Source organism: Streptomyces sp. NPDC088116, assembly GCF_044741745.1.
Taxonomy (GTDB): Bacteria; Actinomycetota; Actinomycetes; order Streptomycetales; family Streptomycetaceae; genus Streptomyces.
Genome location: NZ_JBIUTF010000009.1, coordinates 204,744 through 229,498 on the forward strand (window position 1 = coordinate 204,744; position 24,755 = coordinate 229,498).

At 70.6% G+C, this 24,755-nt stretch carries 19 protein-coding genes; 6 read left to right on the forward strand and 13 right to left on the reverse strand.

What is annotated here, in order from left to right; genetic code table 11:
* Positions 1-109: 109 nt before the first annotated feature.
* On the reverse strand, positions 110-3,637 hold the full coding sequence (locus ACIOJD_RS31760; protein ID WP_401919648.1) for a phosphodiester glycosidase family protein: 3,528 nt from the start codon (positions 3,635-3,637) through the stop codon (positions 110-112).
* Between the two features lie 283 nt (positions 3,638-3,920).
* Between ACIOJD_RS31760 and ACIOJD_RS31765 the strand changes: the two genes are divergently transcribed.
* Positions 3,921-4,238, forward strand: coding sequence for a chaplin (locus ACIOJD_RS31765; protein ID WP_401919649.1), 318 nt, complete (start codon positions 3,921-3,923; stop codon positions 4,236-4,238).
* A 101-nt stretch (positions 4,239-4,339) separates the two neighbouring features.
* Here ACIOJD_RS31765 and ACIOJD_RS31770 read toward each other — a convergent pair whose 3' ends face one another.
* Positions 4,340-5,203, reverse strand: a complete 864-nt coding sequence (locus ACIOJD_RS31770; RefSeq protein WP_401919650.1) for a tyrosinase family protein — start codon at positions 5,201-5,203, stop codon at positions 4,340-4,342.
* 18 nt (positions 5,204-5,221) lie between these two features.
* Positions 5,222-5,800, reverse strand: a complete 579-nt coding sequence (locus ACIOJD_RS31775; protein ID WP_401919652.1) for a tyrosinase family oxidase copper chaperone — start codon at positions 5,798-5,800, stop codon at positions 5,222-5,224.
* Between the two features lie 403 nt (positions 5,801-6,203).
* Here ACIOJD_RS31775 and ACIOJD_RS31780 point away from each other — a divergent pair, with 403 nt between their 5' ends.
* Positions 6,204-7,247 (forward strand): YihY/virulence factor BrkB family protein, encoded by a 1,044-nt coding sequence (locus ACIOJD_RS31780; protein WP_401919653.1) that lies wholly within the window; start codon positions 6,204-6,206, stop codon positions 7,245-7,247.
* Positions 7,248-7,332: 85 nt separating this feature from the next.
* Here the strand turns inward: ACIOJD_RS31780 and ACIOJD_RS31785 are convergent, their stop codons facing one another.
* From ACIOJD_RS31785 to ACIOJD_RS31825, 9 genes are all read right to left on the reverse strand, one after another.
* Positions 7,333-8,214: a glycoside hydrolase family 19 protein gene (locus ACIOJD_RS31785; RefSeq protein ID WP_401919753.1), complete on the reverse strand. Its 882-nt coding sequence runs from the start codon at positions 8,212-8,214 to the stop codon at positions 7,333-7,335.
* A gap of 188 nt (positions 8,215-8,402) precedes the next feature.
* Positions 8,403-9,428, reverse strand: a complete 1,026-nt coding sequence (locus ACIOJD_RS31790) for a LacI family DNA-binding transcriptional regulator (RefSeq protein ID WP_401919654.1) — start codon at positions 9,426-9,428, stop codon at positions 8,403-8,405.
* Positions 9,428-10,852 carry an arabinose isomerase gene (locus tag ACIOJD_RS31795; protein ID WP_401919656.1) on the reverse strand — a complete coding sequence of 475 codons (1,425 nt, stop codon included), beginning with the start codon at positions 10,850-10,852 and terminating at the stop codon, positions 9,428-9,430. The genes ACIOJD_RS31790 and ACIOJD_RS31795 overlap by 1 nt, the downstream gene beginning before the upstream one ends.
* A 36-nt stretch (positions 10,853-10,888) precedes the next feature.
* The gene (locus ACIOJD_RS31800; protein ID WP_401919657.1) at positions 10,889-12,328 is read right to left on the reverse strand and encodes a BNR repeat-containing protein; all 1,440 of its coding nucleotides are present in this window, start codon (positions 12,326-12,328) and stop codon (positions 10,889-10,891) included.
* 42 nt (positions 12,329-12,370) lie between these two features.
* Positions 12,371-12,724, reverse strand: a complete 354-nt coding sequence (locus ACIOJD_RS31805) for an L-rhamnose mutarotase (RefSeq protein WP_401919658.1) — start codon at positions 12,722-12,724, stop codon at positions 12,371-12,373.
* Positions 12,725-12,759: 35 nt separating this feature from the next.
* Positions 12,760-13,845 carry a rhamnose ABC transporter substrate-binding protein gene (rhaS, locus tag ACIOJD_RS31810; RefSeq protein ID WP_401919659.1) on the reverse strand — a complete coding sequence of 362 codons (1,086 nt, stop codon included), beginning with the start codon at positions 13,843-13,845 and terminating at the stop codon, positions 12,760-12,762.
* A 119-nt stretch (positions 13,846-13,964) separates the two neighbouring features.
* The gene (locus tag ACIOJD_RS31815) at positions 13,965-15,044 is read right to left on the reverse strand and encodes an ABC transporter permease (RefSeq protein ID WP_401919661.1); all 1,080 of its coding nucleotides are present in this window, start codon (positions 15,042-15,044) and stop codon (positions 13,965-13,967) included.
* Positions 15,028-16,077 (reverse strand): ABC transporter permease, encoded by a 1,050-nt coding sequence (locus ACIOJD_RS31820; RefSeq protein WP_401880083.1) that lies wholly within the window; start codon positions 16,075-16,077, stop codon positions 15,028-15,030. The genes ACIOJD_RS31815 and ACIOJD_RS31820 overlap by 17 nt, the downstream gene beginning before the upstream one ends.
* Positions 16,074-17,597: a sugar ABC transporter ATP-binding protein gene (locus tag ACIOJD_RS31825; protein ID WP_401919663.1), complete on the reverse strand. Its 1,524-nt coding sequence runs from the start codon at positions 17,595-17,597 to the stop codon at positions 16,074-16,076. Before ACIOJD_RS31825 ends, ACIOJD_RS31820 begins: the two co-directional genes overlap by 4 nt.
* A gap of 308 nt (positions 17,598-17,905) precedes the next feature.
* Between ACIOJD_RS31825 and rhaI the strand changes: the two genes are divergently transcribed.
* From rhaI to ACIOJD_RS31845, 4 genes are all read left to right on the forward strand, one after another.
* The gene (rhaI, locus tag ACIOJD_RS31830) at positions 17,906-19,075 is read left to right on the forward strand and encodes an L-rhamnose isomerase (RefSeq protein WP_401919664.1); all 1,170 of its coding nucleotides are present in this window, start codon (positions 17,906-17,908) and stop codon (positions 19,073-19,075) included.
* A 116-nt stretch (positions 19,076-19,191) separates the two neighbouring features.
* Positions 19,192-21,243 (forward strand): bifunctional aldolase/short-chain dehydrogenase, encoded by a 2,052-nt coding sequence (locus ACIOJD_RS31835; protein WP_401919666.1) that lies wholly within the window; start codon positions 19,192-19,194, stop codon positions 21,241-21,243.
* A 200-nt stretch (positions 21,244-21,443) separates the two neighbouring features.
* Positions 21,444-22,961, forward strand: coding sequence for a rhamnulokinase family protein (locus ACIOJD_RS31840; RefSeq protein WP_401919754.1), 1,518 nt, complete (start codon positions 21,444-21,446; stop codon positions 22,959-22,961).
* 106 nt (positions 22,962-23,067) lie between these two features.
* Positions 23,068-24,120, forward strand: coding sequence for a LacI family DNA-binding transcriptional regulator (locus tag ACIOJD_RS31845; RefSeq protein WP_401919667.1), 1,053 nt, complete (start codon positions 23,068-23,070; stop codon positions 24,118-24,120).
* 101 nt (positions 24,121-24,221) lie between these two features.
* Here ACIOJD_RS31845 and ACIOJD_RS31850 read toward each other — a convergent pair whose 3' ends face one another.
* Positions 24,222-24,572 carry an SH3 domain-containing protein gene (locus tag ACIOJD_RS31850; RefSeq protein WP_401919668.1) on the reverse strand — a complete coding sequence of 117 codons (351 nt, stop codon included), beginning with the start codon at positions 24,570-24,572 and terminating at the stop codon, positions 24,222-24,224.
* Between the last annotated feature and the right edge of the window lie 183 nt (positions 24,573-24,755).

The window sequence follows — 24,755 nt, forward strand, 5'->3', positions numbered from 1 at the left end:
GGCCAAACCACTAACACGGCCCGGGCCCCCGGGGGGGGCCGGGGGGGGGGGGGGGGGGGGCGGCCCCCCCCGGGGGGGGGGGGGGGCGCCCCCGACCGTACTCATCCCCTCACGCCGCGGGAGCGGTCGCTCCCGACGCGGCGGCGATCCTGACCTCGGCCCTTCGTGTCACACCACCGACCGTCACCGCGAGTATGACCGTCCCCGGCCGCAGCGCGGTGAGGGTGCCCGTGGCCGGATCGAAGACCGCCGTATGGCGTGGTCGGGCCCCGTGCCGGCTCTCGGCTGCCCCGGTCCTCCCGGTGTCCGTGATAAGGAGGTCGGGAGACCCGGACCAGTCGGCGCTCAGCGGAAATCGCACCGGCACGGTCCTGCTCCCCTGACCGACGGCCGCCGTGACCCGCCCGCCCTGGCCGGGGGTCAGAACGGCCGGTGCGTCCAGGGTCAGCGCGTCCGCGTGCGCGCGGGTCCGCACGGAGACCCAGTCGGGTCCGCCCTTCCACGGTTCGAGGCGCGCGGCCGTCCACTCGCCCCGGGTCACCCGGTCCACTCCCACCAGCGACCAGCCGGTGAAACCGCCCTCGCCCGCCGGGGCCGACGGCGCCTTGCCGGAGTTGCCGTTGATCAGATACGGGACGCCGTCCACGCGCGAGGCGTCGAAGACTCCGACATGGCTACCGATGAGCCCCGCGCCCTTGCCCGTTGTACGGCGGAAATCCGCGAGCCAGTGTTCGACGAGCGCCGCCTCCTTGCGGTCGGTCAGCTCGCCGGCCTTCTGGACGGTCGGGTCGCGCGGCGGCACGTGCTCGATGAGCATCACCGAGCGGACCCGGTCGTCGCGTGCCGCCGCGTCCAACTGCTCGCGCACCGCCTTGATCTGGGCGAGGCCGCCGCCGCGCAGGCTCAGACTCGATGTGTCGAGCGTGAGGAAGCGGGTCCCCTTGTGGTCGAAGATCCGCTGGGCGGGCCCGAACCGGTCGGTGAAGTTCTTGATGGAGCCGCCCATCACCTCGTGGTTGCCCGGTACGTAGTACCAGGGCAGAGAGTCCCCCAGTTCCTCGGTCAGCACTTTGCGGGCGAAGGCGAGGTCCTCGGGCGATCCCTCGTCGACCAGGTCGCCGTTGACGACCAGGAAGTCCGGCTTCGCGGCCCTGATCTCCCGCAGGGTACGGCGGGCCTGTGCCACGATCGCGCTGTCCGGGTCGCGGGCGACGAACTGGGCGTCGGACATCACCGCGAACCGCCAGTCCCTGCCCGCCGTCCCGGCAGCCGTGTCGATCAACGGATCGACGGCACGGGGCTGTTCGGGCAGCTCCACCGTGGGCGGCACCTGCGCCGTGAGATCGTCGATCAGGATCTCACCCGTGTACTGCTTGGCGGCCGCCGTCTCCGCGAGGTAGAAGCGGTTCACACTGAGCGGCATCGCCGCCCCGGCGGGTACGGCGAAGGTCACCTGCCGCCAGCCCGTCCAGGTGAGGTATGGACCGCGCAGCAACTGGTCCGATCCCGCCGCGTCCTTGAGATGGAGCATGGGCCACGCGCCCTTGCCGTCCCCCTTGATCCAGAGTCTGAAGGACTGCGGCTGACCGGACACCGGGACCGGCTTCGGCGGATTCGCGTAGGCCGCGCGGGTGGCGGTGGACCGGGTGAAGTCGTACGAGAGGGCGAGCCCGGTGCCGTGGTGGCCGTCCGGGGTGGCCGCGACCGAGCCGCCCGCCCGTGCCTGGCTGAACGTCCAGGACGCGGCGTCGTCGAAATCGGCGACCTGCCGCTCCTCCAGTCCGACGCTCACCGCGAGGACGGTCGTGACGCCGCCGGCCGTCGCCGTGATCCGTCCGGCGCCGGTCCCCTTCAGGGACTTCACGGTGAACGCTCCCTTGCCGTTGTCGGCGACGGTGAAGAGCGAGCGGTCGTAGTCGAGCCGCACGTCCTGCGGTTCGATCGGCGCGCCGGCACCGTGGGCGTCGAGTCCGACGATGCCGAAGGTGCCGGTCGCCGCCGCGTCCGCGAGTCCGACCCGGCGTGTGGTCGGCTGGATACGGTCGAGCGCGTCGAGCACCGTCAACTGTGCGCCGCCGTGGGCGCGTCCGCGTTCTGCCCGTACTTCGGTGGTGCCACCGGAGCGTGCGGTGAACACCCCGTGGCTGTCGACCCGGCCCACCGAGGACCGTACGGCGCGCCAGTGGGGAGCGCCGGCGGCCGGGCCGTACGTCTCGTCGTACCCGGTGGCGGTGAGCCGACGGGTCAGCCCGGGAAAGACCCGCTCGGGGTGACCGCCCTTGACGGGGTCGGTGGTCGGGGCGTCGGCGGCGGGTGTACGGGTCTCGACCCAGAAGCCGTCGAGCCGTCCGCTGCCGTCCGGTGCGGTGAGGGCGAGGCCGTTGGGAACCGCGCGCTCGCTGCCGTCGGAGGGGCTGTTCACCACCCGCATCGCGTCACTGCCCGGCCCGCTGGCCACCAGCGTGGAGGAGCCGCCGCCGTCGAGGTTGAGCGCGCTGTGGGCTCCGGCCCGTCGCATCATCAGGCCGAGTTCGGTGAGGGTGACCCCACCGCTGTCGGCCTGCCGGCCATCGACGGTGATCACCTGCATCGTGCCGCCGTCACGGGAGAACCCGACGGCGGTGCGGGGCGCCGCGGTGTTGTTGCCCTCGCCGTCGTGGTTCTGTGCCGTTCCGTCCACGACGAGCAGTTCGCGGCCTCCGACGGCGGTCCGCGGCACCGGCCCGCCGTCGGTGCGCGGCCGGTACTCCAGGCTGACCGGGTCGCCGGGCCGCAGCGCCGCGAGCGCCTTGGCGCCCGCCTCCCGGCCGACGAGCACCGTGGCGCCCTCGGCGACCGGCCCGCTGCCCGGTCTGTCCGTCACGGAGACGACCTTGCCGTCCCGTACGGTCGCTTCCGCGACGGGGGTGGCCCGGTCGACGGTGAGCGCGCGGTCGGCCTCACCCCAGCCCGCCGTATAGGCGCCGATGCCGCCGGCCGGCACATTCGCCGCGTTGTACGCGGCCAGCGCGCGCGGTCCGGAGGGGAGCGTCACGGTGCCGTCGAAGTACAGCTTCAGGAGGCGCCCGGCGTCTGACGGACCGAAGCCGACGGCCTGGTCGGCCCCGGCCGCCGGGGAGTGGACGACCTTGCCGTCCGCGATGCCGGGGCCCTGGGGCGCGCCCGTCTCGTTGATGTCGAAGAAGTCCGCGTTGATCGCGGCGACGGTACGGCGGCCCGGTCCGGGATCGTGGCGGGCGGCGAGGTCGGAGACCGTACGCCGGTCGGAGACCTTGCCCGTGGAGAGGTAGTCGGCCCGTGCGCCCTTGCCGTCGAGATCGACGGAGAGTGCGTTCACGCGCAGCCACTTGTCGGATTCGAGACGGTCGTACGAGGTCAGCCGGATGCCGGGGGCGACCGGACGGGAAGCCCGCGCGGTCTCGATCCCGTCGGCGTCGGCTCGCGAGGGACCGACGGATCCGGGCTCCGTGCGGAGCGCGGAGGCGGGTGGGGGCGCGATCGGCCGCAGGATCTCCGCGGACGTACCTGGACGGGGGTCGGGGGTGGAGTCGGCGGAGGACGGCGATACCGTCCCCGCCGTCAGAGCGGTCACCACCGCGAACAGCACGGCGGACCGCTTGGCGATGCCTGGGCCCACAACTTCTCCTGAAGGACGGGACGTACGTAGGGCAAGCGCTGTCAGCCGCCAGCATTGCCGTGCACACGCCAATGAACCAGGGGTTCGGGGGAACCTCGGGAAGAACACGTGGTGACGCGATCGAACGCTTGGGGCGCCTGCGGCGCTGCGCTGATCCAGTGGTTGTTTCGAAAGATCCCCCATCGAATCGCGGGTTGTCCGTTACCCAGCGTGAGTCGCGGCGTTGAACGTGCGAAGGCCGCACATCGTGCGGTCGTGATTCACACGTTCAAGGAGAAACTTGATGTCGCGTATCGCGAAGGCAACCGCTGTTCTCGTCGGCACGGGTGCCGTGCTGGCCGGTGGCGCCGGTATGGCCGCTGCTGACGCCGGCGCCGGGGCGGCGGCCATCGGTTCGCCCGGTGTCCTGTCCGGCAACGTGGTCCAGGTGCCGGTGCACATCCCGGTCAACGTCTGTGGCAACAGCATCAACGTGGTCGGTCTGCTCAACCCGTCGTTCGGCAACACGTGCGCCAACGTCTCGGCCCCCCACGTCAAGGCCGATCACCACAAGGGTGGTCACCACAAGGCCGATCACCACAAGGGTGGCTACGGCAACTGATTGCCCGCTGAAGGCGCACGGCCACGGGGCCGTGCGATTCCGGTGAGAGACGGCCTCCCGCGTTGTCGCGCGGGAGGCCGTCGCCGCCTGGGGCGTGTCCGTCAGGCCTCGTAGCGGTAGAGCCTGCTGTGGTCGAGCAGTTCGGACGGCTTGACGTTCCACGGCGGCATGGGTTCTTCCAGGCTGATGGCCCGCCCGCGCTGGGGATCACCGGCACGCAGCTTCTTCCTCGGCAGATAGGTCGCCTTCGGGTGCTTCTGCCGCCAGCGGTCCCAGAGCAGGTCGACAAAGGCGTGGTGGAGCCAGAAGACCGGGTCGTTGGGCGAGGAGCCGCCCAGCATGTGCCCGCCGACCCATCGGTGGACCCGGTTGTGATTGCGCCAGCGCTCGGTGCCGCCGGACGCCCAGCCCTCGAGCCGGTTCCGGAAACCCGAGGCCACCGTGGAGTCCCAGGGGGCCGCGTCGTACACCTTCTCGTTCATCGCCCAGGCCAGTTCGTCCTTGGTGGGCAGCGAGATCGGGGCGGAGGGGCGGCCGAAGTTGCGGGTGAGGTAATTCCCCTCCGTCACAGCGTCCTTGATCTCCCAGTTGCCCGTCCTGTAGGCGAAGGGACCGGTCGTGACCTGCTGGTCGCGCGACCGGCCGTTGCCACCGAGGAAGTCCTCGGACCACAGCGAGGCGGCGGGCGTGTTGTCGGCGGTCCAGTCCCAGTACGGGACGGTCACCTTCGGGTCCACGCGACGGAGCGCGCGCTCGAACTCCAGCAGGAAATGCCGGTGCCAGGGCAGGAACGACGGAGCCATGTGCCCGGCGCGCGGCCCGTCCTCCGCGTCGGAGACGTAGTACTGGACGTGCAGTTGGACGAACTCCTCGTACTCACCCCGGCGTTTGAGCTCCAGGACGGCGCCGACGAACCTCTTCTTCTCGGCGCTGGTGAGCTTGCGCTGGTTCTTTCTGGTGTACACCGGTGGGGCCTCCTCCTGTCAGATGTGGTGGATCGGTCCGGAGAGCGACAGTTGGGCACCGTCGAGGTCGTCGACCGCCGCACGGGCCGTTTCGAGCAGCGTCGGGAACGACTCGTAGTGATTGACCACGCTCAGGAAACTGCCGTCGGCGCGCCGCATCACCTCCAGGGGGCGGCCGTCGATCCGGATGCCGTACGTGGATGCCGGCGCGGACGCGACGGGCTTGGAGGCGAGGTGCGCGGGCGCCGCACCCGCACCCGCACCCGCACCCGCACCCGCACCCGCACCCGGACCGATCTGGATACGCCGTCCCCGGTACATCTCGTCGAGGATCCAGCTCACTTCGGCGCCCGCGCCCGGGGCCGCTCCTCCCCCGGCCGCGCCCCGGGCCACCCGGCGGCCCGCCAGGAAGACAGGCGCCAGCGCCGCCGAGACGCTCGCGACCACACCGAGGGAGAACACCGCGCGCAGCAGACGACGCCGGGAGCGGCCGGTGACGGACGGCTCGGCCTCGCGGGGAGGTTCGGGGAAGACGCACACGGGTGCGGGCTGCTCTGTCCGTGCGCGTTCCGGCTCCGTCCGAATTCCGCTGGGCATGAACGACCTCCGTTCGTCGGTGGTGCCCACGCCGTACGTACGGGATCCGGCGGAACCCGCTGGGCCTGCCGGAATCCGGAACGGGCGCGGACACACTGCTTGCTCGGGGCGGTGGCTCCGGTGTGCGACGGGGGCGCAGAGGCCGGCCGCCGCCCCGAGCAGGACAACGAGACGGGGGCCAAACAGTTCTTCGGCGGGCGAACCGCCGCGCACCGCGGAGATGGAGAGATGGAGAGATGTTCGGATTCCCGTAGTACCTGTCGCCCTGATCCGCCGCGGAACGGGTACGAGGCGAAGTGCCGGCCACCGACGGCCCGGCGCGGCGGGTGCGGGTCGTTGCCCCCGGACGCGATGAGGCAAGGTAGGCCGGGTCCGCGGGATCGCGGACCGCACGATCGAGGAAGTGGGAGGCAGCGTGTCCGCCGAGGAACCCGGGCGCACGATCTCGTCGCACGGCGGCGGCGCGGACCCCGCGGAGCGCCGTCGGCCACGCGCGGCCGACGGGACGCGCCACGGCCGGCTGACCCGCGCGCTGCGACGTACACCGATCGGGCTGTGGCGCGACGACGCCACGGACCGGGCCGCGGCCCTGACCTACTACGCCGTCCTGGCGATCTTCCCGGCGCTGCTCGTCACCCTCTGCTCCATCGGGCTCGCCGGCCCCGACGCCAGCGGAAAGCTGGTCGGCCAGGTGTCGGCACTCGTGCCGGGACAGTCCCGGATCCTGGTCCACGACGCGCTGGAGGAGATGGCGCGGCAGCGCGCCGCGGCCTGGCTACTGGCGTCGTTCGGCACGGTCGGCGCGCTGTGGTCGGCTTCCAGCTATCTCGGGGTGTTCCGTCGCGCGCTGCACACCATGCACGGCGCGGTCGACCACCGGCCGCCGTGGCGTACCGCGCCGCGGATCGCGCTCACGGCCTGTGCCCTGCTGGCGCTTCTGGTGACCAGCGCCTTCACGCTCGTGCTGAGTGGTGAGGCGGCGGTCGCGCTGGGGCATGTGCTGGGGATGGGCACCACGGTGACTGTGGTGTGGAATGTGCTGAAGTGGCCGCTGTTGTTGGCGCTCGCGGCGGTTCTGGTACTCATCGTGTTCCGTACGGGTCCGCCCGGGACGCGCCGGCTGCGGCGGTCCCTGCCGGGAGGGATCCTCGGGGTCGTGCTCTGGTTGCTGACCTCCGCCGGCTTCGCCGTCTACACGGCGCACGCCGGCACGTACAACCGGCTGTACGGATCGCTCGCCGGTGCCATCGTGTTCCTCGTCTGGCTCTGGGTCACCAACCTGTCCCTGCTGGCCGGTGCGCAGTTCAACGCCGAGCTGGTCCGGGGCGACAACGAGCGGAGCGCCGCGCCCGTCCCCGTACCGCCACCGGCCGTCGGGCCGCCCGGAACCTACCAAGGCCGGTCCGACGATGTGGATGCCGTCGGACCGGCCCGTCACATGTCCTGAGTGGCTCGGCCACCGGGAGACTCGGCCGCCCGGCGGCTCGGCCCTCCGCGACGTCGGGTCACTCGGGGTTCAGCGGCTCACGAGTTCAGCAGCTCAGGTTGTTGCCGGGGGTGGTTCCGAGGATCTGTACGAAGCGCTGGTAGCTGTTGATCCGGCTCTGCACCTGCCCGGGGTTGCCACCGTTGCACTCGATGCTTCCGTTGATGCTCCGGATGGTCTCCCCGAAGCCACTGCCGTTGATCATCGCGTTGTGCGGGGTCATCCTGCCCGCGCCGGTCTGGGTGTTCCAGAACCAGAGGGCCGTCTTCCAGGCCACGGCCGCGTCCGTCTCCACCAGGCGGGGGTTGTTGAGCAGGTCGATGCCCAGGGCGTCGCCCGCCGCCTTGTAGTTGTAGTTCCAGCTGAGCTGTATCGGTCCACGGCCGTAGTACATGGCCTGGCCCGCCGGGCAGCCGAACGGCTGCGACCAGTCGCAGTAGTGCGGGTAGTTGGCGCTGTTCTGCTCGACGATGTGGACGAGTCCACCCGTCTCGTGGCCCACGTTGGCCAGGAACGCCGCGGCCTCCTGGCGCATGACCGTGTCGCCGCCGGTCTTCGCGAAGCCCGGGTAGGCGGACAGCGCGGCGGTCAGCCCGCTGTAGGTGTAGAAGGGGTTCCGGCCCGGGAACATCTGGTTGAACTGGGCCTCGCTGACGACGAATCCGGTCGGATTCCCGCCACCGTTACAGCTGAACGGCTCCCAGTACCAGGTGCTGATGACCGGGTCGTACCCCGGGTTCTCGTGCTCCGCCCGGTAGTAGTTCCCATCGGTGTACCTGACGATGTCACCGGTGTTGTACCAGCGGCCCGCGACCCACGCCGGGTAGTCACAGGCCATTGCCGCCCGGTCGGCCCCGGAACTGCTCGCCCCTGGGCTGTCCGCGGCGGCGGAAGATGTGGGCAGGAAAATCACAAGGGCTGAAACCATCGCCGTGAGCAGTGCCAGAACGCGCTGCCCCGACCGTGCCGAGATCGGTCTCAAATGACTCACTCCTTCGCGCGAGCAGCCGTCTCCGGCGCTCGCCATGGGGGGTGATGGAACCAAAGCCGAGTTGCGCGGACCTTGTCAAGGTCTAGACCAAGTCGGGGAGTTGTCGAGGGCTCTTCCCGGCCTCTTCAGCAGGGCGGCCTGGAGAGCGTGGAGGCGCGCACCACCAGCTCCGGCTGGAGCACGATGCGCCGGTGCGTGTGTCCGGCGGCCCCCTCGCCGGTCTCCTCGATGAGCAGATCCGCCGCGGCTTCGCCGAGCCGCACGGCGGGCTGGCGCACCGATGTCAGCGGTACGGCGGCGGCGGACGCGAACTCGATGTCGTCGTAACCGGCCAGCGTCACGTCCTCGGGAACCCGTATCCCCGCGTGGTAGAGCGTCTGCAAAACGCCGAGCGCGAGCAGGTCGTTGGCGCAGAACACCGCGGCGGGCCGCCGTGCCATGCCGAGCAGCCGCGCCCCTGCGTCGCGGCCCGCCGCGACATCGAGGCGCGCCGCCTCCACGTGCCGGAGCGCGCCGGGCGGAAGTCCCGCCTCCGCGAGGGCGAGCAGCGCGCCCTCACGGCGGTTCTGGCACTGCGCCAGACGCATCGGACCGCTGACGTACGCGATGTCCTGGCACCCGCGCCGCAGCAGATGCCGTACGGCCAGGGCGCCGCCCGCCACATCGTCCACGGAGACCGAGCAGCCTTCCGCGCTCGGCACGATGCGGTCGACGAAGACGTAGGGGATGCCATGGCGCCGGAACATGCCGATGTTGCGGCCGGTCATGTCGGCCGGGGTGACGAGCACTCCCCGTACCTGCTGCTCGGTGAACATCGTGAGGTACGCGGCCTCCTCCGCCGGGCTCTCCGCGCTGTTGCACAGCATCACGCCGAGCCCGGCCGCGCGCGCGGAGCGTTCCGCGCCCGAGGCCACCTCCACGAAGAACGGGTTGGCCATGTCGAGCACGAGCATGGCCAGAATTCGGCTACCGCCCGCACGCAGCTGACGTGCGGACTCGCTGCGCACATAGCCGAGCCGGTCGATGGCGGACAGGACGCGCCGGCGGGTCTCCTCGGTGACGGACTCGGGGCGGTTGATCACATTCGAGACGGTGCCCACCGAGACACCGGCCGCGCCCGCCACGTCCTTGATTCCCACCGGGCGACGCATCAGACGGAGACTTCCACGAGCTCCAGGCCGCCGAGTCCGGACAGTGCGCGCAGTTCCGGCAGCAGCCGGCCGGTGGCCAGGGCCCAGTGGTGGCCGACACCGCTGGCGCTCCAGGCGTCGGTCCACTCCCCCGGGTCGCAGCCGAAGTCGACGCGGGAGGTGGTGTTGCCGATCTCCAGGTGCGGCCCCGGGACGACCTCCCCCTCGGCGGCGATCAGGCGGTACCGGCCGTCGCGGCTCTGTCCGAGCCCGACCAGGGTGACCGGCCCGTGCCGTACGTCGAACTCGACGGAGACGCCCCAGCCGCGCTTGCCGTGGTAGACGCCGAGCCCGCGCAGCAGGGGCTTGCGCTCGCTGATGGCGAGGTGCCCGGGGCCGTCGTGTCCCATCTCGACCACGCCGGCGGTGAAGTCGAGCGCCTGGAGTTCGGTGAACGAGCCTCCGGCGCCCAGGCGGTCGGCGATCAGCATGGCCAGTGAGGTGCGCAGTTCGTACTCACCGCAGGCCGGGACACCGCGGGCGGTCAGCAGCGAGGAGCCGAGGATCATGCCGGCGCCGAGCCGTTCGTGGATCTCGGCGTCCAGCCCGCGGTGGTAGTACGCGAGCGAGTCCAGGTCGAAGTCGGCGACCAGCCGGTCGAGACCGACGGAGACACGGGCGGCCCACCTCAGGTCGTCCTCCACCACGGAGTCGGCGAGTTCGAAGGTCTCGCGGGTCTCGTCCAGTTTGGCGGTGAGTTCGTCGTCCTTGACCTGTTCGACCCGTACCCGCAGATCGTCGAATTCCACTACTTCCACATGGCCGCCCAGCTGGCCGGGGACCATGGTGAGGTCGGTGGAGACGTCGTACATCCCGGGGTAGAGATGCCCCATCAGGCCGTGCCGGCCGTTGCGGAGGACCGAGCGGACACCGGCGGCGCGGATCAAGCGGCCGATGCGCCGCCAGGCGCGCTCGTCCTCCAGGTGCCCGGAGACGGAGCGGAAGGGTACGCCGACGCGTTCGAAGGCGTTGGCCATCTCCGGCAGCGGACAGGCGCCGCAGTACGCCAGCCACTGCCCGGTGTCGAAGGACGCGTGATCCATCGACGCCGTGGGCTGGAGGTTGATCAGCAGGACGGGCGCACCGCTGCGCTGGGCGATGGGGACGAGCATGGTGGCCGTCATGTAGGTGGTGAGGAAGCCGACGATCAGGTCGCAGTCGGCCGCGCGCAGCTTCTCGGCGGCCTCGGCCCCCTCCTGCGCGTCGGAGATGAAGCCGACGTCGACGACCTCGGCGTCGAACTCCCGCATGCGTTCCGTGACCCGGGACGCGGAGCGTTCGAGTTGCGGGAGCAGGTCGGGGAACTGCGGCCAGTAGGCGCCGAGTCCCCCGGCGACCAGGCCGATCCTCGGCCTGCGGGCGACTGCGGGAGTGCGAGCGGTCATGGTGGATCCTTACTGCCGTGGGGGTCCCGAGGTTCCTCAGGACGGGAGCCGGAAGTCGATGACGCGCAGTGGCGAGGGCGTGGTGCCGCTCGACTTCTGCTGGTACATGAACGACAGGACCCCGTCCTGGGTAAGGCGGGTGTCGTCGACGACCACCTCGCCGAAGGCGTTGAGACCGGCGCCGTCGAACACGGTCTTCCAGTCGCTGTACCCGGAGGACTTGGAGGCGGCGACGATCCGTCCGTACGGCATGACGGCGTAGGCGTTGTCGTACCGGTCGAGGACGAGGTGGGTGCGCTGGGTGGAGTTCGGCGCGACCGGTATCTCCGTCTTCTTCCAGGTGCCCGCGGCGTTCTTGAGGACATGGAAGGCGCGGCCGTTCACCCTCCGGTCGTTCACGTAGTCCGTGGTGCACTGGCCGAACCGGCCGGGCACATAGCTGATGATCGCGTGCGGCAGGCCCGCGTGGTCGGTGGCCTGGCTCTCCTGGTTCATCAGCGAGTGGTCGGGGTTGAGGGGGTCGACGACTGTACCGGCGTCGTCGACAGCCACCTTGTCGGAGCCGCCGGTGGTGCCGACGACCGTGCCGGCGGCGTTGCGCCAGGTGCGGCCGCGGTCGGTGCTGTAGACGTAACCGGTGTCGTGGTTGGTGAGTCCGCCGCTGTCGCACATCACGGCGTTGCTCTGCTCGCGCCAGGTGTAGAAGGCGTTCAGCCTGCCGTCGGCGCCGTAGTCGATACCGTGCAGATACATGTTGCGGGCGGTGCTGGAACCGTGCTCGCTGGTGTACGCGCCGGTGGAACTCGACCATTCGCCGAGGCCGGCCCATCTGGAACCGTCGTACTCGGCCAGCGCGTTGCGGCCGTTGCCGGAGACACCGACGCGATAGCTGAGCTGGAGGCGGCCCTCGGGGGTGGCGACGAACTGCGGATAGGTGAACTGCGAGGTGAGGGCGAGACCGTCGAGGGTGGTCTGTACGGAGCCGAACTGACCGCTGTTCCAGGCGCGTGTGGCGGGGTCGTCGAGCAGCCCGGCCGCCGACTTGACGTAGAAGAAGCCGTTGCTGTGCGAGTCCATGTTGATGTGCAGCCGGCCGTCGACGCGCGAGATGCCCATGGAGATGACGTTGTGGGAGTCGTTGACGGTGAGCTGGTGCGGCAGCCGCGCCGTCTGCCAGGCGGCCGCGCCGAGCGCACGGCGGGCGATGACGGCGGTGCGGTCACCGGTGTACCAGGCGGCGTACTGGTATCCCCGGTAGGTCAACAGCCCGTTCTTCTGGAACGAGTTGTTGTTGACCAGGCCGTCGTACGACACGAAGTAGACGGCCTGGCTGTCGAGTCGGGTGTCGGCGAGCCGGGTGACCGCGGGCGCCGGGTCCGCCGCACGGGCCGTGCCGGCCGCGCCGGGCAGGGTGGCGGCGGTGAGGAGTGCGGTGGCCAGTCCCGCGGTGGTCCTGGGGCGTGTCCTGGGCCTCATGTTCCTCATGTCGATGCCTCTCGGTGTGTGGCTCGGTGTGGCTCAAGCGAGGTGGAACACCTCGGTGAGCGGCTTCATCGCCTCGTCCGGCCCGGGGCGTGTCGCGAAAGCGGCGCCCATGGTTCGCGGCGCGTCGTCGTTCTCGAAGAAGGGCGCCATGTCCGCCTGCCAACGGGCGTTGACCTCGGTGGCGGCCATGGCGGCCTGCGCCGCCGCGAAGTCCTCGGTCTCCAGATAGCCGACGAGCAGCCCGTCCTCGCGCAGGAAGAGCGAGTAGTTCCGCCAGCCGCACTCCGTCAGGGCCTGGAGCATTTCCGGCCAGACGGCGTCGTGCCGCTCGCGGTATTCGGTGATGCGGTCCTGACGGACCTTCAGCAGGAAACAGACGCGTTCCACGGGGCAACCTCGGCTCGGAAGGCGGACGTGACGATTCAGAAGTCGAACGTGTCGATGTTCTTCTTGTCGAAGACGGTCGGCTCGCCGAGGATGACCTCGCCGTCCTTGCCGATGGTGTACTCGCCGAGCTTGCCCGCCTTGAACTTCTCGCCCTGGGCGCCGGTGATCTGGCCGGAGGCCAGCGCGGCGGCCGCGTAGGAGCCCAGGTAGCCCAGCTCCTCGGGGTTCCACAGCGAGAACTGCTCGACGGTGCCGTCCTTGACGTACTTGCGCATCTGGTTCGGGGTGCCCAGCCCGTTGAGGACGACCTTGCCCTTGTACGAGGAGTCGCTGAGGTAGCGGGCGGCGGCAGCGATGCCGACGGTGGTGGGCGAGATGATGCCCTTGAGGTCCGGGTACGCCTGGAGCAGGCCCTGGGTCTGCTGGAAGGACTTCTGGTCCGCGTCGTCTCCGTAGGCGACCTTCACCAGCTGCATCTTCTTGTATTTGGGCAGCTTCAGTTCGTCCTTCATGAACTCGATCCAGGTGTTCTGGTTCGTGGCGTTCTGGGTGGCGGAGAGGATGGCGACCCTGCCCTGGTAGCCGACCTGTTCGCCCAGGTGCTGGACGAGACTGCGTCCGATCTCCTCCGAGCCGGCCTGGTTGATGAACACCTGCCGGCAGTCCTTGGCGGTGTCGGAGTCGTACGCGACGACCTTGATGTTCTTCTTCATGGCCTGCTTGAGCGGGCCGCACACCGCGTTCGGGTCGTTGGCCGCGATCAGGATGGCGTCCTGGCGCTGCTGGATGAGTGTGTTGATGTACGAGACCTGGGACGAGGCGTTGGCGTCGGAGGGGCCGACTTCCTTGCCGGTGCCGCCGTACTCCTTGGCGGCGGCGATGCCGGCCTCGTCGACGATCTTCTCGTACGGGTTGTTGATCTGCTTGGGCAGGAACGCGAGCTTGAGGTCCTTCTTCAGGGGCGCGTTCGGGTCGGCCTCGGCGGCGTTGCCCGCGTTCGAGGTGTCCTTCTCCACGCTGTCCTTGGTGGTTCCGGAACAGGCGGTCAGCGCGAGCGCGAGGGCACAGGCGGTGGCGGCGGTGGCGGCCGCGCGGCGCCGGGCGGCGGTACGGATCATCATGGCGGGCGTGGGCCTTTCGGGAGGTTCGGACGCTCGGGCGGGGAGGGGCTCGGTGGGCTCGTGGACTCGGTGGGCTCGCGGGGAAGCAGGAGGCCGGGGTACTCGGCGGCCCGGTGGGCTCAGGCCCCGGGGACGGCGACGGCCGCGCGCCGGTGCCGGCGTTCGACCACGGAGGCGATGACCCGTGGGGTGAGGACGGAGGCGACGAGCAGCAGCCCGGTGACGATGACCTGGACCTCGTTCGGCACATCGTTCAGCGTGAGCAGGTTCTTGAGGACTCCGACGAGCAGCACACCCGCGACCGCGCCGAAGAGCGTGCCCCTGCCGCCGTCGAAGTCGACGCCGCCGAGCAGGACGGAGGCGATGACGAGCATCTCGAAGCCGAGGCCGTTGTCGGCGCGTGCGCTGCCGTACCGGAGGGTGAAGACGATGCCCGCGAAGGCGGAGAACAGTCCGGTGACGACGAAGAGGATCAGTTTGAAGCGCTTGACCCTGATCCCGGCGAAGTACGCGGCCTCCTCCTGCGCGCCGATGGCGAACAGCGACCGTCCGAAGGCGGTGGAGTGCAGCAGTACGGCCGTGGCGACGGCCAGCACGATGAACAGGGCGATGGGGTAGGTGAGGAAGGTTCCGGAGATGGTGGTGGTGTCCACGGCCCAGTCGGCGTACGCCTGGGGAAAGCCGGTCTCCGCGTCGCTGCCCAGTACGACGGAGGCGAGGCCCCGGTAGAGGGCGAGAGTGCCGATGGTGACGGCGAGTGAGGGCAGGCCCACGCGCGTGACCAGCCAGCCGTTGAGGAGGCCTCCGGCGACTCCGACCAGCAGCACGACCGGCACGATCAGCTCGAAGGCCCAGCCCGCGCTCCACAGCGACCCGGTCAGCGCGCTGCCGAGACCCAGCATGGAGGCGACGGACAGATCGACCTGCCCGGCCACCACCAGCAGCGTCATGGGAAGGGCGATGAGGGCGACTTCGACGATGTCGTTGAAGGCGAAGGCGAGGTTCTCGCCGGAGCCGAAACCGTCGGTGGTGCCGAGGCCGACGGTGAAGACCGCCACCAGCAGGACGCCGACCGCCGTGTCCCAGCGCAGCCCCACGGCTTTGACGGACTCGCGGACCGTCGCGGCAGGGGGCGCGGGCGCTGCCCCCGCCCCTTTCCCGGTCGCTTTGCCTGTCTCTGTCTCAGGCGCCATTCCCATGCCGGGCGCTCCTCTTCCTCAGTGCGGCTGTCATGCGCAGGGTGACGATCCGGTCGACGCTGATGGCCAGGAGGAGCAGTCCGCCGGTGATGGCGCCCTGCCAGAACGCGTCGACCTTGAGGACGACCAGCGCGCTGCCGATGGTGGTGAGCAGCAGCGCGCCGAGCGCCGCGCCCCAAACCGTGCCGGTGCCACCGGTGATGGCGACGCCGCCGACGACCACGGCGCTGACGACGGTGAGTTCCCAGCCGTGGGCGTTGTCCGCGACGACGGTGCCGAAGCGGGCGAGCCACAGGGCGCCGGCGAAACCGGCAACGGCTCCGGAGAAGGCGTACGCGCCGAGGATGCGGCGGCGGATCGGCACACCGGCCAGCCGGGCGGCCTCCGGGTTGGAGCCGATCGCGTACAGCTCACGCCCGGAGCGGTAGCCGCGCAGGAAGTACGCGGTGGCGGCGAGCAGGAGCACGGCGATGAGCGGCAGGTAGGGGATGCCCAGGACGCTCCCGCTGCCCAGGTCGAGGATCGGGTCGGGGACGTCGACGGCGCTGATCTGGTCGCCCTGCGCCCACCAGTAGTCCAGTCCCTGGATGATGTAGAGCATGCCGAGGGTGACCACGAGCGCGGGGACCCGGCCGAAGCTGACCAGGGCGCCGCTCACCAGTCCGCAGGCCACGCCGAGGGCGATGCCCAGCAGCATCACGGTGAGTACGCCGTGGTCGGTGCCGGCGACGAACTTGCCGCAGGCGAAGGCGGAGAGCCCGACGACCGAGCCGACCGAGAGGTCGATGTTGCGGGTGACGACGACCACGGACTGTCCGACGGCGAGCAGGACCAGGATGGAGGCGTTGAGGAGAAGGTCCTTGACGCCCTGGTCGTCGAGGAAGCGCGGGTTGGAGATCCAGGTGCCGAGGACGAGCAGCGCGAGTGCTCCGGCGATGCTGATCTCCCGGGCCCGGAACACCGCGTCGACCAGCGAGCGGGCCGAGCCGTCGTCCTTCTTCGTCGTGGTGGGCTTGTCCAGCGTGGTGGTCATGCCGCCGCCTTCGTGTTGCGCCCGGTCGCGGCCGCCATGACCGTTTCCTCGGTGGCCTCGGTCCGGGGGATCTCCGCGGTGAGCCGGCCCTCGTGCATGACGAGCACCCGGTCGGCCATGCCCAGGACTTCGGGCAGGTCGGAGGAGATCATGAGGACCGCGAGTCCCTCGGCGGCCAGCGAGGACAGCAGTCGGTGCACCTCGGCCTTGGTGCCGACGTCGATACCGCGGGTCGGTTCGTCGACGATGAGCACGGCCGGTTCGGTGGCCAGCCATTTCGCGAGGACGACCTTCTGCTGATTGCCGCCGGAGAGCACGCCGACGGGGTCGGCGAGGCGGTTGTACTTGAGCCGCAGGCGTACGGCCCAGTCCGCGGCCCGGCCCCGCTCCAGCGTGCGGCGCACCATGCCGCCCCGGCCGAGACGGTCGAGTCCGGTGAGGGCAATGTTCCGTTCGATGGACATGTCCATCACCAGACCGCGCTGGCGCCGGTCCTCGGGGACGAGCGCGAGCCCGGCGTCCATGGCGGCGGTCGGTGAACCGGCGGCCAGCGTACGTCCGTTGACCCGCACCTCGCCCGCGTCGGCCCGGTCGACACCGAAGATCGCCTGTGCCACCTCGCTGCGGCCGGCGCCGACCAGCCCCGCCAGCGCGACGATCTCGCCCCGCCGCACATCGAACGACACGTCGCGGAACACGCCTTCCCTGGTCAGCCGGCGCACCGACAGGGCCGTCTCCCCCACCTCAGCCCGCTGCTTGGGATACAGCTCGCCGAGATCACGGCCGACCATGCCGCGTACCAGATCGTCCTCGGTGAGTCCGGCCAGCGGCTCGGAGGAGATCCAGTGGCCGTCGCGCAGGGTGGTGACGCGCTGGCAGAGTCCGAAGATCTCCTCCAGCCGGTGGGAGATGAACAGGACGGCCGCTCCTTCGGCCCGCAGGGTCCGTACGACGGAGAACAGCCGGGCGGTCTCACTGCCCGTCAGGGCCGCCGTGGGCTCGTCCATGATGAGGACGCGCGCGTCGAAGGAGAGCGCCTTGGCGATCTCGACGATCTGCTGGTCGGCGATGGACAGTCCGCGGGCGGGCCGGCCGGGGTCGAGTTCCACGCCGAGCCGCTTCATGAGGGCGGCGGTGGTGTCCCGTACGGCCGCGCGGTCGATACGGCCCAGGGACCGGCGCGGCTGACGGCCCATGAAGATGTTCTCGGCGATGGACAGGTCGGGGAAGAGGGTCGGCTCCTGGTAGATGACGGCGATCCCGGCGTCCCGGGCGTCCGCCGGGCCGTGGAAGACGACGGGCGCCCCGTCGAGCAGCACGGCGCCGGTGTCGGGCCGGTGCACGCCCGCGAGCGTCTTGATCAGGGTGGACTTGCCCGCGCCGTTCTCCCCGGCGAGGGCGTGGGCCTCACCGGGGAACAGTCGCAGGGAGACGTCCCGCAAGGCCCGTACGGCGCCGAAGGACTTGCTGACACCCTTCAGCGCCAGGACCGGGGCGGGACCCGGGGCGGGCTGGTTCATGGAGGCTCCTCGGCGGCGGGGCTCGTGACATCAACGCCATGAAAGGTTTCAACGAGATTGCACGGAAGCTAAACGTCGTTCGCCGACGGCGTCAATGGTCCGTGCGCGACATTTTCCGGTGAATTCACGCGGTGCGTCCCGGGCAACCACATGTGTCGCACGAGGGGTTGACACGCCCGCGCGACTCCCATAGCTTCACCGCGATGAAACGATTCATAAGGAATTGCCTCACTGATTGCCTTATTCGTCGCGCCACTGATCGCATCATTGACTCGCGCCGCGAGTCCGCACCACGGGAGCGCTGAGAGATGACGGGTCAATCCGCCGAGTCCGCTGTGAAGGCGGCGCTGAAATCGCAGGCCGTCGAGACGCCGTCCTGGGCGTTCGGGAATTCGGGCACGCGGTTCAAGGTGTTCGCGCAGCCGGGTGTGCCGCGGACACCGCAGGAGAAACTGGCCGATGCCGCGCGGGTGCACGCGCACACGGGCGTGGCCCCGTCGGTGGCCCTGCACATCCCGTGGGACCGCGTGGACGACTACGGCTCGCTCGCCGCCCACGCCCGGGAGTTGGGACTGCGCGTCGGGGCGATCAACTCGAACGTGTTCCAGGACGACGACTACAAGCTGGGGTCCGTCACCCATCCGGACCCGGCGGTGCGCCGCAAGGCACTGGGCCATCTGCTGGAGTGCGTGGACGTCATGGACGCCACCGGGTCACGCGATCTGAAGCTGTGGTTCTCCGACGGGATCAACTACCCGGGCCAGGACGACATCTCGGCGCGCCAGGGGCGGCTCGCCGAGGCACTGACGGCGGTGTACGAGCGGCTCGGCGAGGGCCAGCGGATGCTGCTGGAGTACAAGCTGTTCGAGCCCGCCTTCTACGCGATGGACGTACCGGACTGGGGGACGGCGTACGCGCACTGCCTGCGGCTGGGGCAGAAGGCCCAGGTGGTCGTGGACACCGGGCACCACGCGCCGGGCACCAACATCGAGTTCATCGTCGCGGTCCTGCTGCGCGAGAGGAAGCTCGGCGGATTCGACTTCAACTCCCGCTTCTACGCGGACGACGACCTGATGGTCGGCGCCGCCGACCCCTTCCAGCTGTTCCGCATCATGTACGAGGTGATCAGAGGCGGAGGGTTCACTCCGGACACCGCGTTCATGCTCGACCAGTGCCACAACATCGAGGAGAAGATCCCCGCGATCATCCGGTCGGTGATGAATGTCCAGGAGGCCACGGCCAAGGCGCTGCTGGTGGATGCGGAGGCGCTGGACGCGGCACAGCGCGGCGGGGACGTACTGGCGGCCAACGCGGTCCTGATGGACGCCTTCAACACCGATGTACGCCCGCTGGTGGCCGAGGCCCGCGCCGAACTGGGCGCGGACGCCGACCCGGTCGGCGCCTATCACGCCTCCGGTTACGGGAAGAAGATCGTCGCCGAGCGGATCGGCGGCACCCAGGCGGGCTGGGGAGCCTGAACGGCCGTCACATACGGCCATCTTCCGACACACGCCCGTACACCTGCCCCGTACGCCCCGTACACCCGCCTCGTACGTCCGCCTCGCCCGCGGACCGCACATCACAGAGGGACATGATGACCGACCAGCCTCACCTCCATCCCGCGGCGGCTCAGCTGCTCGACCGTTCGCACCGGCTCGGCGCCGACCCGCGCAACACCAATTACGCCGGCGGCAACACCTCCGCGAAGGGATCCGCCACCGACCCCGTGACCGGCGACGACGTCGAGTTGATGTGGGTCAAGGGATCCGGCGGCGATCTGGGCACCCTCACGGCGGGCGGACTGGCCGCGCTGCGCGTCGACCGGCTGCGCGCGCTCACCGCCGTCTATCCGGGGGTGGAGCGCGAGGACGAGATGGTCGCCGCGTTCGACTACTGCCTGCACGGCAAGGGTGGTGCCGCCCCGTCGATCGACACCGCCATGCACGGTCTGGTCGACGCCCCTCACGTGGATCACCTCCATCCCGACTCCGGCATCGCCCTGGCCTGCGCGGCGGACGGCGAGAAGCTGACGGCCGAGTGCTTCGGCGACACCGTGGTCTGGGTGCCCTGGCGGCGCCCCGGATTCCAGCTGGGCCTGGACATCGCCGCGGTCAAGGAGGGCAACCCGGCGGCGATCGGCTGCGTCCTCGGCGGCCATGGCATCACCGCCTGGGGCGACACCTCCGAGGAGTGTGAACGCAACTCCCTGCACATCATCCGTACCGCCGAGGCCTTCCTGGCGGAGCGGGGCACGCCCGAGCCCTTCGGTCCCGTACTCCCCGGCTACGAGCCGCTGCCCGAGGACGAACGGCGGGCCAGGGCCGCCGCGCTCGCCCCGCTGATCCGTGGTCTGGCCTCCACCGACCGGCCCCAGGTCGGCCACTTCGACGACAGCGGTCCGGTCCTCGACTTCGTCTCCCGCGCCGAACACGCGCGGCTGGCGGCCCTGGGCACTTCCTGCCCCGACCACTTCCTGCGCACCAAGGTCCGCCCCCTGGTCCTCGATCTGCCCGCGGACGCGCCGCTGGAGCGGACGAGGGAGCGGCTGGCCGAGCTGCACCGCGCCTACCGCGAGGAGTACCGGGCGTACTACGAGCGGCACGCCTCCCCCGACTCGCCGCCGATGCGCGGCGCCGACCCGGCGATCGTGCTGGTCCCGGGCGTGGGCATGTTCTCCTTCGGCAAGGACAAGCAGACCGCCCGGGTCGCCGGGGAGTTCTACCTCAACGCCATCAATGTGATGCGCGGCGCCGAAGCGGTCTCCTCGTACGCGCCCATCGAGGAGTCCGAGAAGTTCCGTATCGAGTACTGGGAGCTGGAAGAGGCCAAGCTGCGCCGGATGCCCGCGCCCAAGGCGCTGGCCACCCGGATCGCGCTGGTGACGGGGGCGGGCTCCGGGATCGGCAGGGCCGTCGCGCACCGGCTGGCCGCGGAAGGCGCGTGTGTCGTGGTCGCCGACCTCAAGGCCGACAGCGCCGCGACGGTCGCCGGCGAACTGGGCGGCCCGGACAAGGCGATCGCGGTGACCGCCGATGTGACCGACGAGGAGCAGATCAGGGCCGCGTTCGACGCGGCGGCCCGCGCCTTCGGCGGAGTGGACCTGGTCGTCAACAACGCCGGGATCTCCATCTCCAAGCCACTGCTGGAGACCACCGCCGGGGACTGGGACATCCAGCACGACATCATGGCCCGCGGCTCCTTCCTGGTCTCCCGCGAGGCCGCGCGGGTGATGACCGACCAGGGCCTCGGCGGCGACATCGTCTACATCACGTCCAAGAACGCGGTGTTCGCGGGGCCCAACAACATCGCGTACTCCGCGACCAAGGCCGATCAGGCCCATCAGGTACGGCTGTTGGCCGCCGAGCTGGGCGGGACCGGGATCCGGGTCAACGGCGTCAACCCCGACGGGGTGGTCCGCGGGTCCGGGATCTTCGCGGGCGGCTGGGGCGCCGAACGCGCGGCGGTGTACGGCGTGGAGGAGGAGAAGCTCGGCGAGTTCTACGCCCAGCGCACCCTGCTCAAGCGGGAAGTGCTGCCCGAGCATGTGGCCAACGCGGTGTTCGTCCTCACGGGCGGCGACCTCAGCCACACCACGGGGCTGCACATCCCGGTCGACGCGGGGGTGGCGGCGGCGTTCCTGCGCTGACGCCAGGACGTGTCGCACACGTCCGTCTCCGTACGGCGTCGGGCCGGGGCCCGACCGGCTCCGGCCACCGGGCTCCGTCCTGCCCGGCTGCCTGCCCGACCGCCGATCCATCGATCGGCGGATCCACCGATCCACCGGCCAGCCGACCAACGAGGTCCGTCGTGTCACCCACTTCACCCACCTCACGCACCTCACCGGTTCTGGGGGCCTCACCAGCCTCGGGGACCGGACCGCTCCCCTTCGCCGCGGTCGACCTGGGCGCGTCCAGCGGCCGTGTCATGGTCGGTCATGTCTCGAACCGTGGCGCGGGCACACTGCGCCTCCAGGAAGTCCACCGGTTCCCCAACCGCCCGGTGCGCACGGCCGGAACACTGCACTGGGACATCCTGTCCCTGTACGGGGGCGTGCTGGACGGGCTGCGGGCGGCCGGTGCGACAGCGGGGCGGGCGCCGGCGAGCATCGGTATCGACACCTGGGCCGTCGACTACGGGCTGCTCGACGCGTCCGGTGCGCTGCTCGGCAACCCGGTGCACTACCGCGACACCCGCACCGAGGGCGAGGCGGCCAAGGTCGCCGCGGTGCTGCCGCCGGATGTCCTCTACGCGGCCACCGGCCTGCAGTACCTGCCGTTCAACACCCTGTACCAGCTGACCGCGGCGCGGGGCGGTCCGGCGCTCGGTGCCGCGCGCCGGCTGCTGCTGATCCCGGACCTGATCGCGTACTGGCTCACCGGCGAAGCCGGGACCGAGATCACCAACGCCTCCACGACACAACTCATCGACCCGCGCACCCGGGACTGGTCCCGGCCCGTCGCGGACGCCCTCGGTATCGATCTGACGCTGTTCGCGCCTCTGCGCGGACCGGGGGACCGGGCGGGACACCTGCTCCCCGAGGTCCTGGCCGAGACCGGGCTGACGGATCCGGTTCCGGTGACGGCCGTCGGTTCCCACGACACCGCTTCCGCCGTGGTGGCGGTCCCCGCGTCGGGCGACCGGTTCGCCTATGTGGCCACCGGCACCTGGTCGCTCGCGGGGCTGGAGCTGGACGCCCCGGTGCTCACCGAGGAGAGCAGGGCGGCCAACTTCACCAACGAACTGGGCGTCGACGGAACCGTCCGCTACCTGCGCAACATCATGGGCCTGTGGCTGCTCCAGGAATGCCTGCGTACCTGGGAGGCCGAGGGCACACCCCAACGGCTGGACCGGCTCCTGCGCGAGGCGGCCGATGTGCCGGGGCTGCGGTCGTCCGTGGACGCCGACGACCCCGCGTTCCTCGCGCCCGGCGACATGCCCCGACGCATCACGGACGCCGTCCGCCGCTCGGGCGGGCGCGCTCCGGAAGGGCCCGCCGAGATCACCCGCTGTGTCCTCGACTCGCTGGCCCTCGCCCACCGGCGCGCCATCGAGGACGCCCAGCGCCTGTCCGGCCGTGTCGTGGACACCGTGCACATCGTCGGTGGCGGCGCGCACAACGAACTCCTGTGCCGCCTCACCGCCGACGCCTGTGGACTGCCGGTGGTCGCGGGCCCCACGGAGGCCGCCGCCTTCGGCAACGTACTCGTCCAGGCACGCGCGGCCGGTTCCGTCGGCGGCGACCTCGCCGACCTGCGCGCGCTGCTCCGGGGCACGCTGGAACTGCGCCGGTACGAGCCCACCGGCGACCGGGCGGACTGGGACCGGGCGGCGGCGTCGACGGGCGTCGAGACGGCCCGGCCGTGACGCGTACGGGCGGCTCCGAGCCGCCCGTCGACGCGGCACCCACCGCGCATATGATGGTCACACCGATCAGGGGTCCCAACACGATGTGACAGGACGGGCAGGACGCGTGGCGCAGACGGTCGGCATCAAGGACGTGGCCCGGCTGGCCGGGGTCTCGGTCGGCACCGTCTCGAATGTGCTCAACCGGCCCGAGAAGGTGTCGGAGCAGACTCGCGTGCGGGTTCGGGCGGTGATCGACCAGCTCGGATTCGTCCGGAGCGAGACGGCCCGGCAGCTCCGGGTCGGCACCAGCCGCATTCTGGCCATCCTGGTGCTCGACATGGCGAACCCGTTCTTCGTCGCCGTAGCGAAGGGCGCCGAGCGCGCGGCCCGCGAGGCCGGGCTCGGGGTGATGCTCTGCAACAGCGCGGGCAGTTCGGCCGAGGAGGCGGAGTATCTGTCGCTCTTCGCCGAACAGCGGGTACGCGGAGTGCTGCTGACGCCGGCCGACACGACCGGCCGCAATGTGCGGGAGTTCGCGCGCCAGAACATTCCGTACGTCCATGTCGACCGGGCCGTACCGGCCGCCGAGGGCTGTTCCGTCTCGGTGGACGATGTGGCCGGCGGCGCGCTCGCGGTCCGCCATCTGCTCGCGGCCGGGCACCGCTCCATCACGTACATCAGCGGCCCGATGTTCCTCCCGCAGTGCCGCGACCGTCGTACCGGCGCGCTGGCCGCCCTTCGCGAGGCGGGTCTGCCCGAAGAGGCCCTGTGGCAGGTGGAGTCGGCGCGTCTCGACGTGGCGTCCGGCATAGACGCCGGGGCGCGGCTGCTGGGTCTCGCGCAGCGCCCGACGGCCGTCTTCTGCGCCAACGACCTGCTGGCGCTGGGAGTGCTGCAAGCCATGTACGGGGCCGGAGTCGACGTTCCCGGCGATGTGTCGATCGTCGGTTACGACGACATCGAGTTCGCCGCGGCGGCGGTCGTACCCCTCACTTCGGTACGGCAGCCGGCGGACGCGATGGGACGCGCGGCCGCGGAGATGCTGATGGACGAGACGGGCCAGGACGCGGAACATCACACTCATCGCTCGGTCGTGCTCCAGCCCGAGCTGGTGGTGCGCAGTTCGACGCGCAGGCTGGGCCCGGACCGGGCCGGGGCATCCGCTTCGGAGGGCTGACCGTTCCGTCCCGTCCGGTGTCCTCACGGGCACCGGACGGGCGGGCGGCTCCCCACTCCCCCGCGACGCCGCGCCCGCTCCGGCCGTGGGGCGAACAGGAGTCAGCAGCGCGCGGAGACCGGCAGCCCACCGTATTTGTCACCCTTGAGGTACACGGCGCTGACATAGCCCTCGGCGAGCCGCACCCAGACGTCGTTGGAGTACCCGTTGTCGGTGATGTTCTGGCCGGTCTTCCAGCACGAGGCGCCACGGGTCTCCTTGGCCGCGACGTGTCCGGTGACCGGACTGGCCGTCGTGGCCTCGGCGCGGACATTGACATTCGTGTACGCCGTGACACCGTACGGCAGACCTGCCGCGGCGGCCTGGGCCGTGGCAGTACCGCTGGCGAGGAACAGACCGGTGGCGAGCACGCCGACACCGATCGATGTGAGCGTCCTGATCCTTTTCACCATGCTTCTCTCCGTGTCCTTCTGCCGTGCTGTCGCGTGATCCATCTCTTCCGTGCCTTCCATGACTCTGGGCCTTCCATGACTCTGGACGATGCCGGAAAGCAGACGGTTGCACGCTATGAGGTCGTTCAGCCGATGTACACCCATCCGTACCATCTGGGAACGAGATTGACGGATCATCAGCAA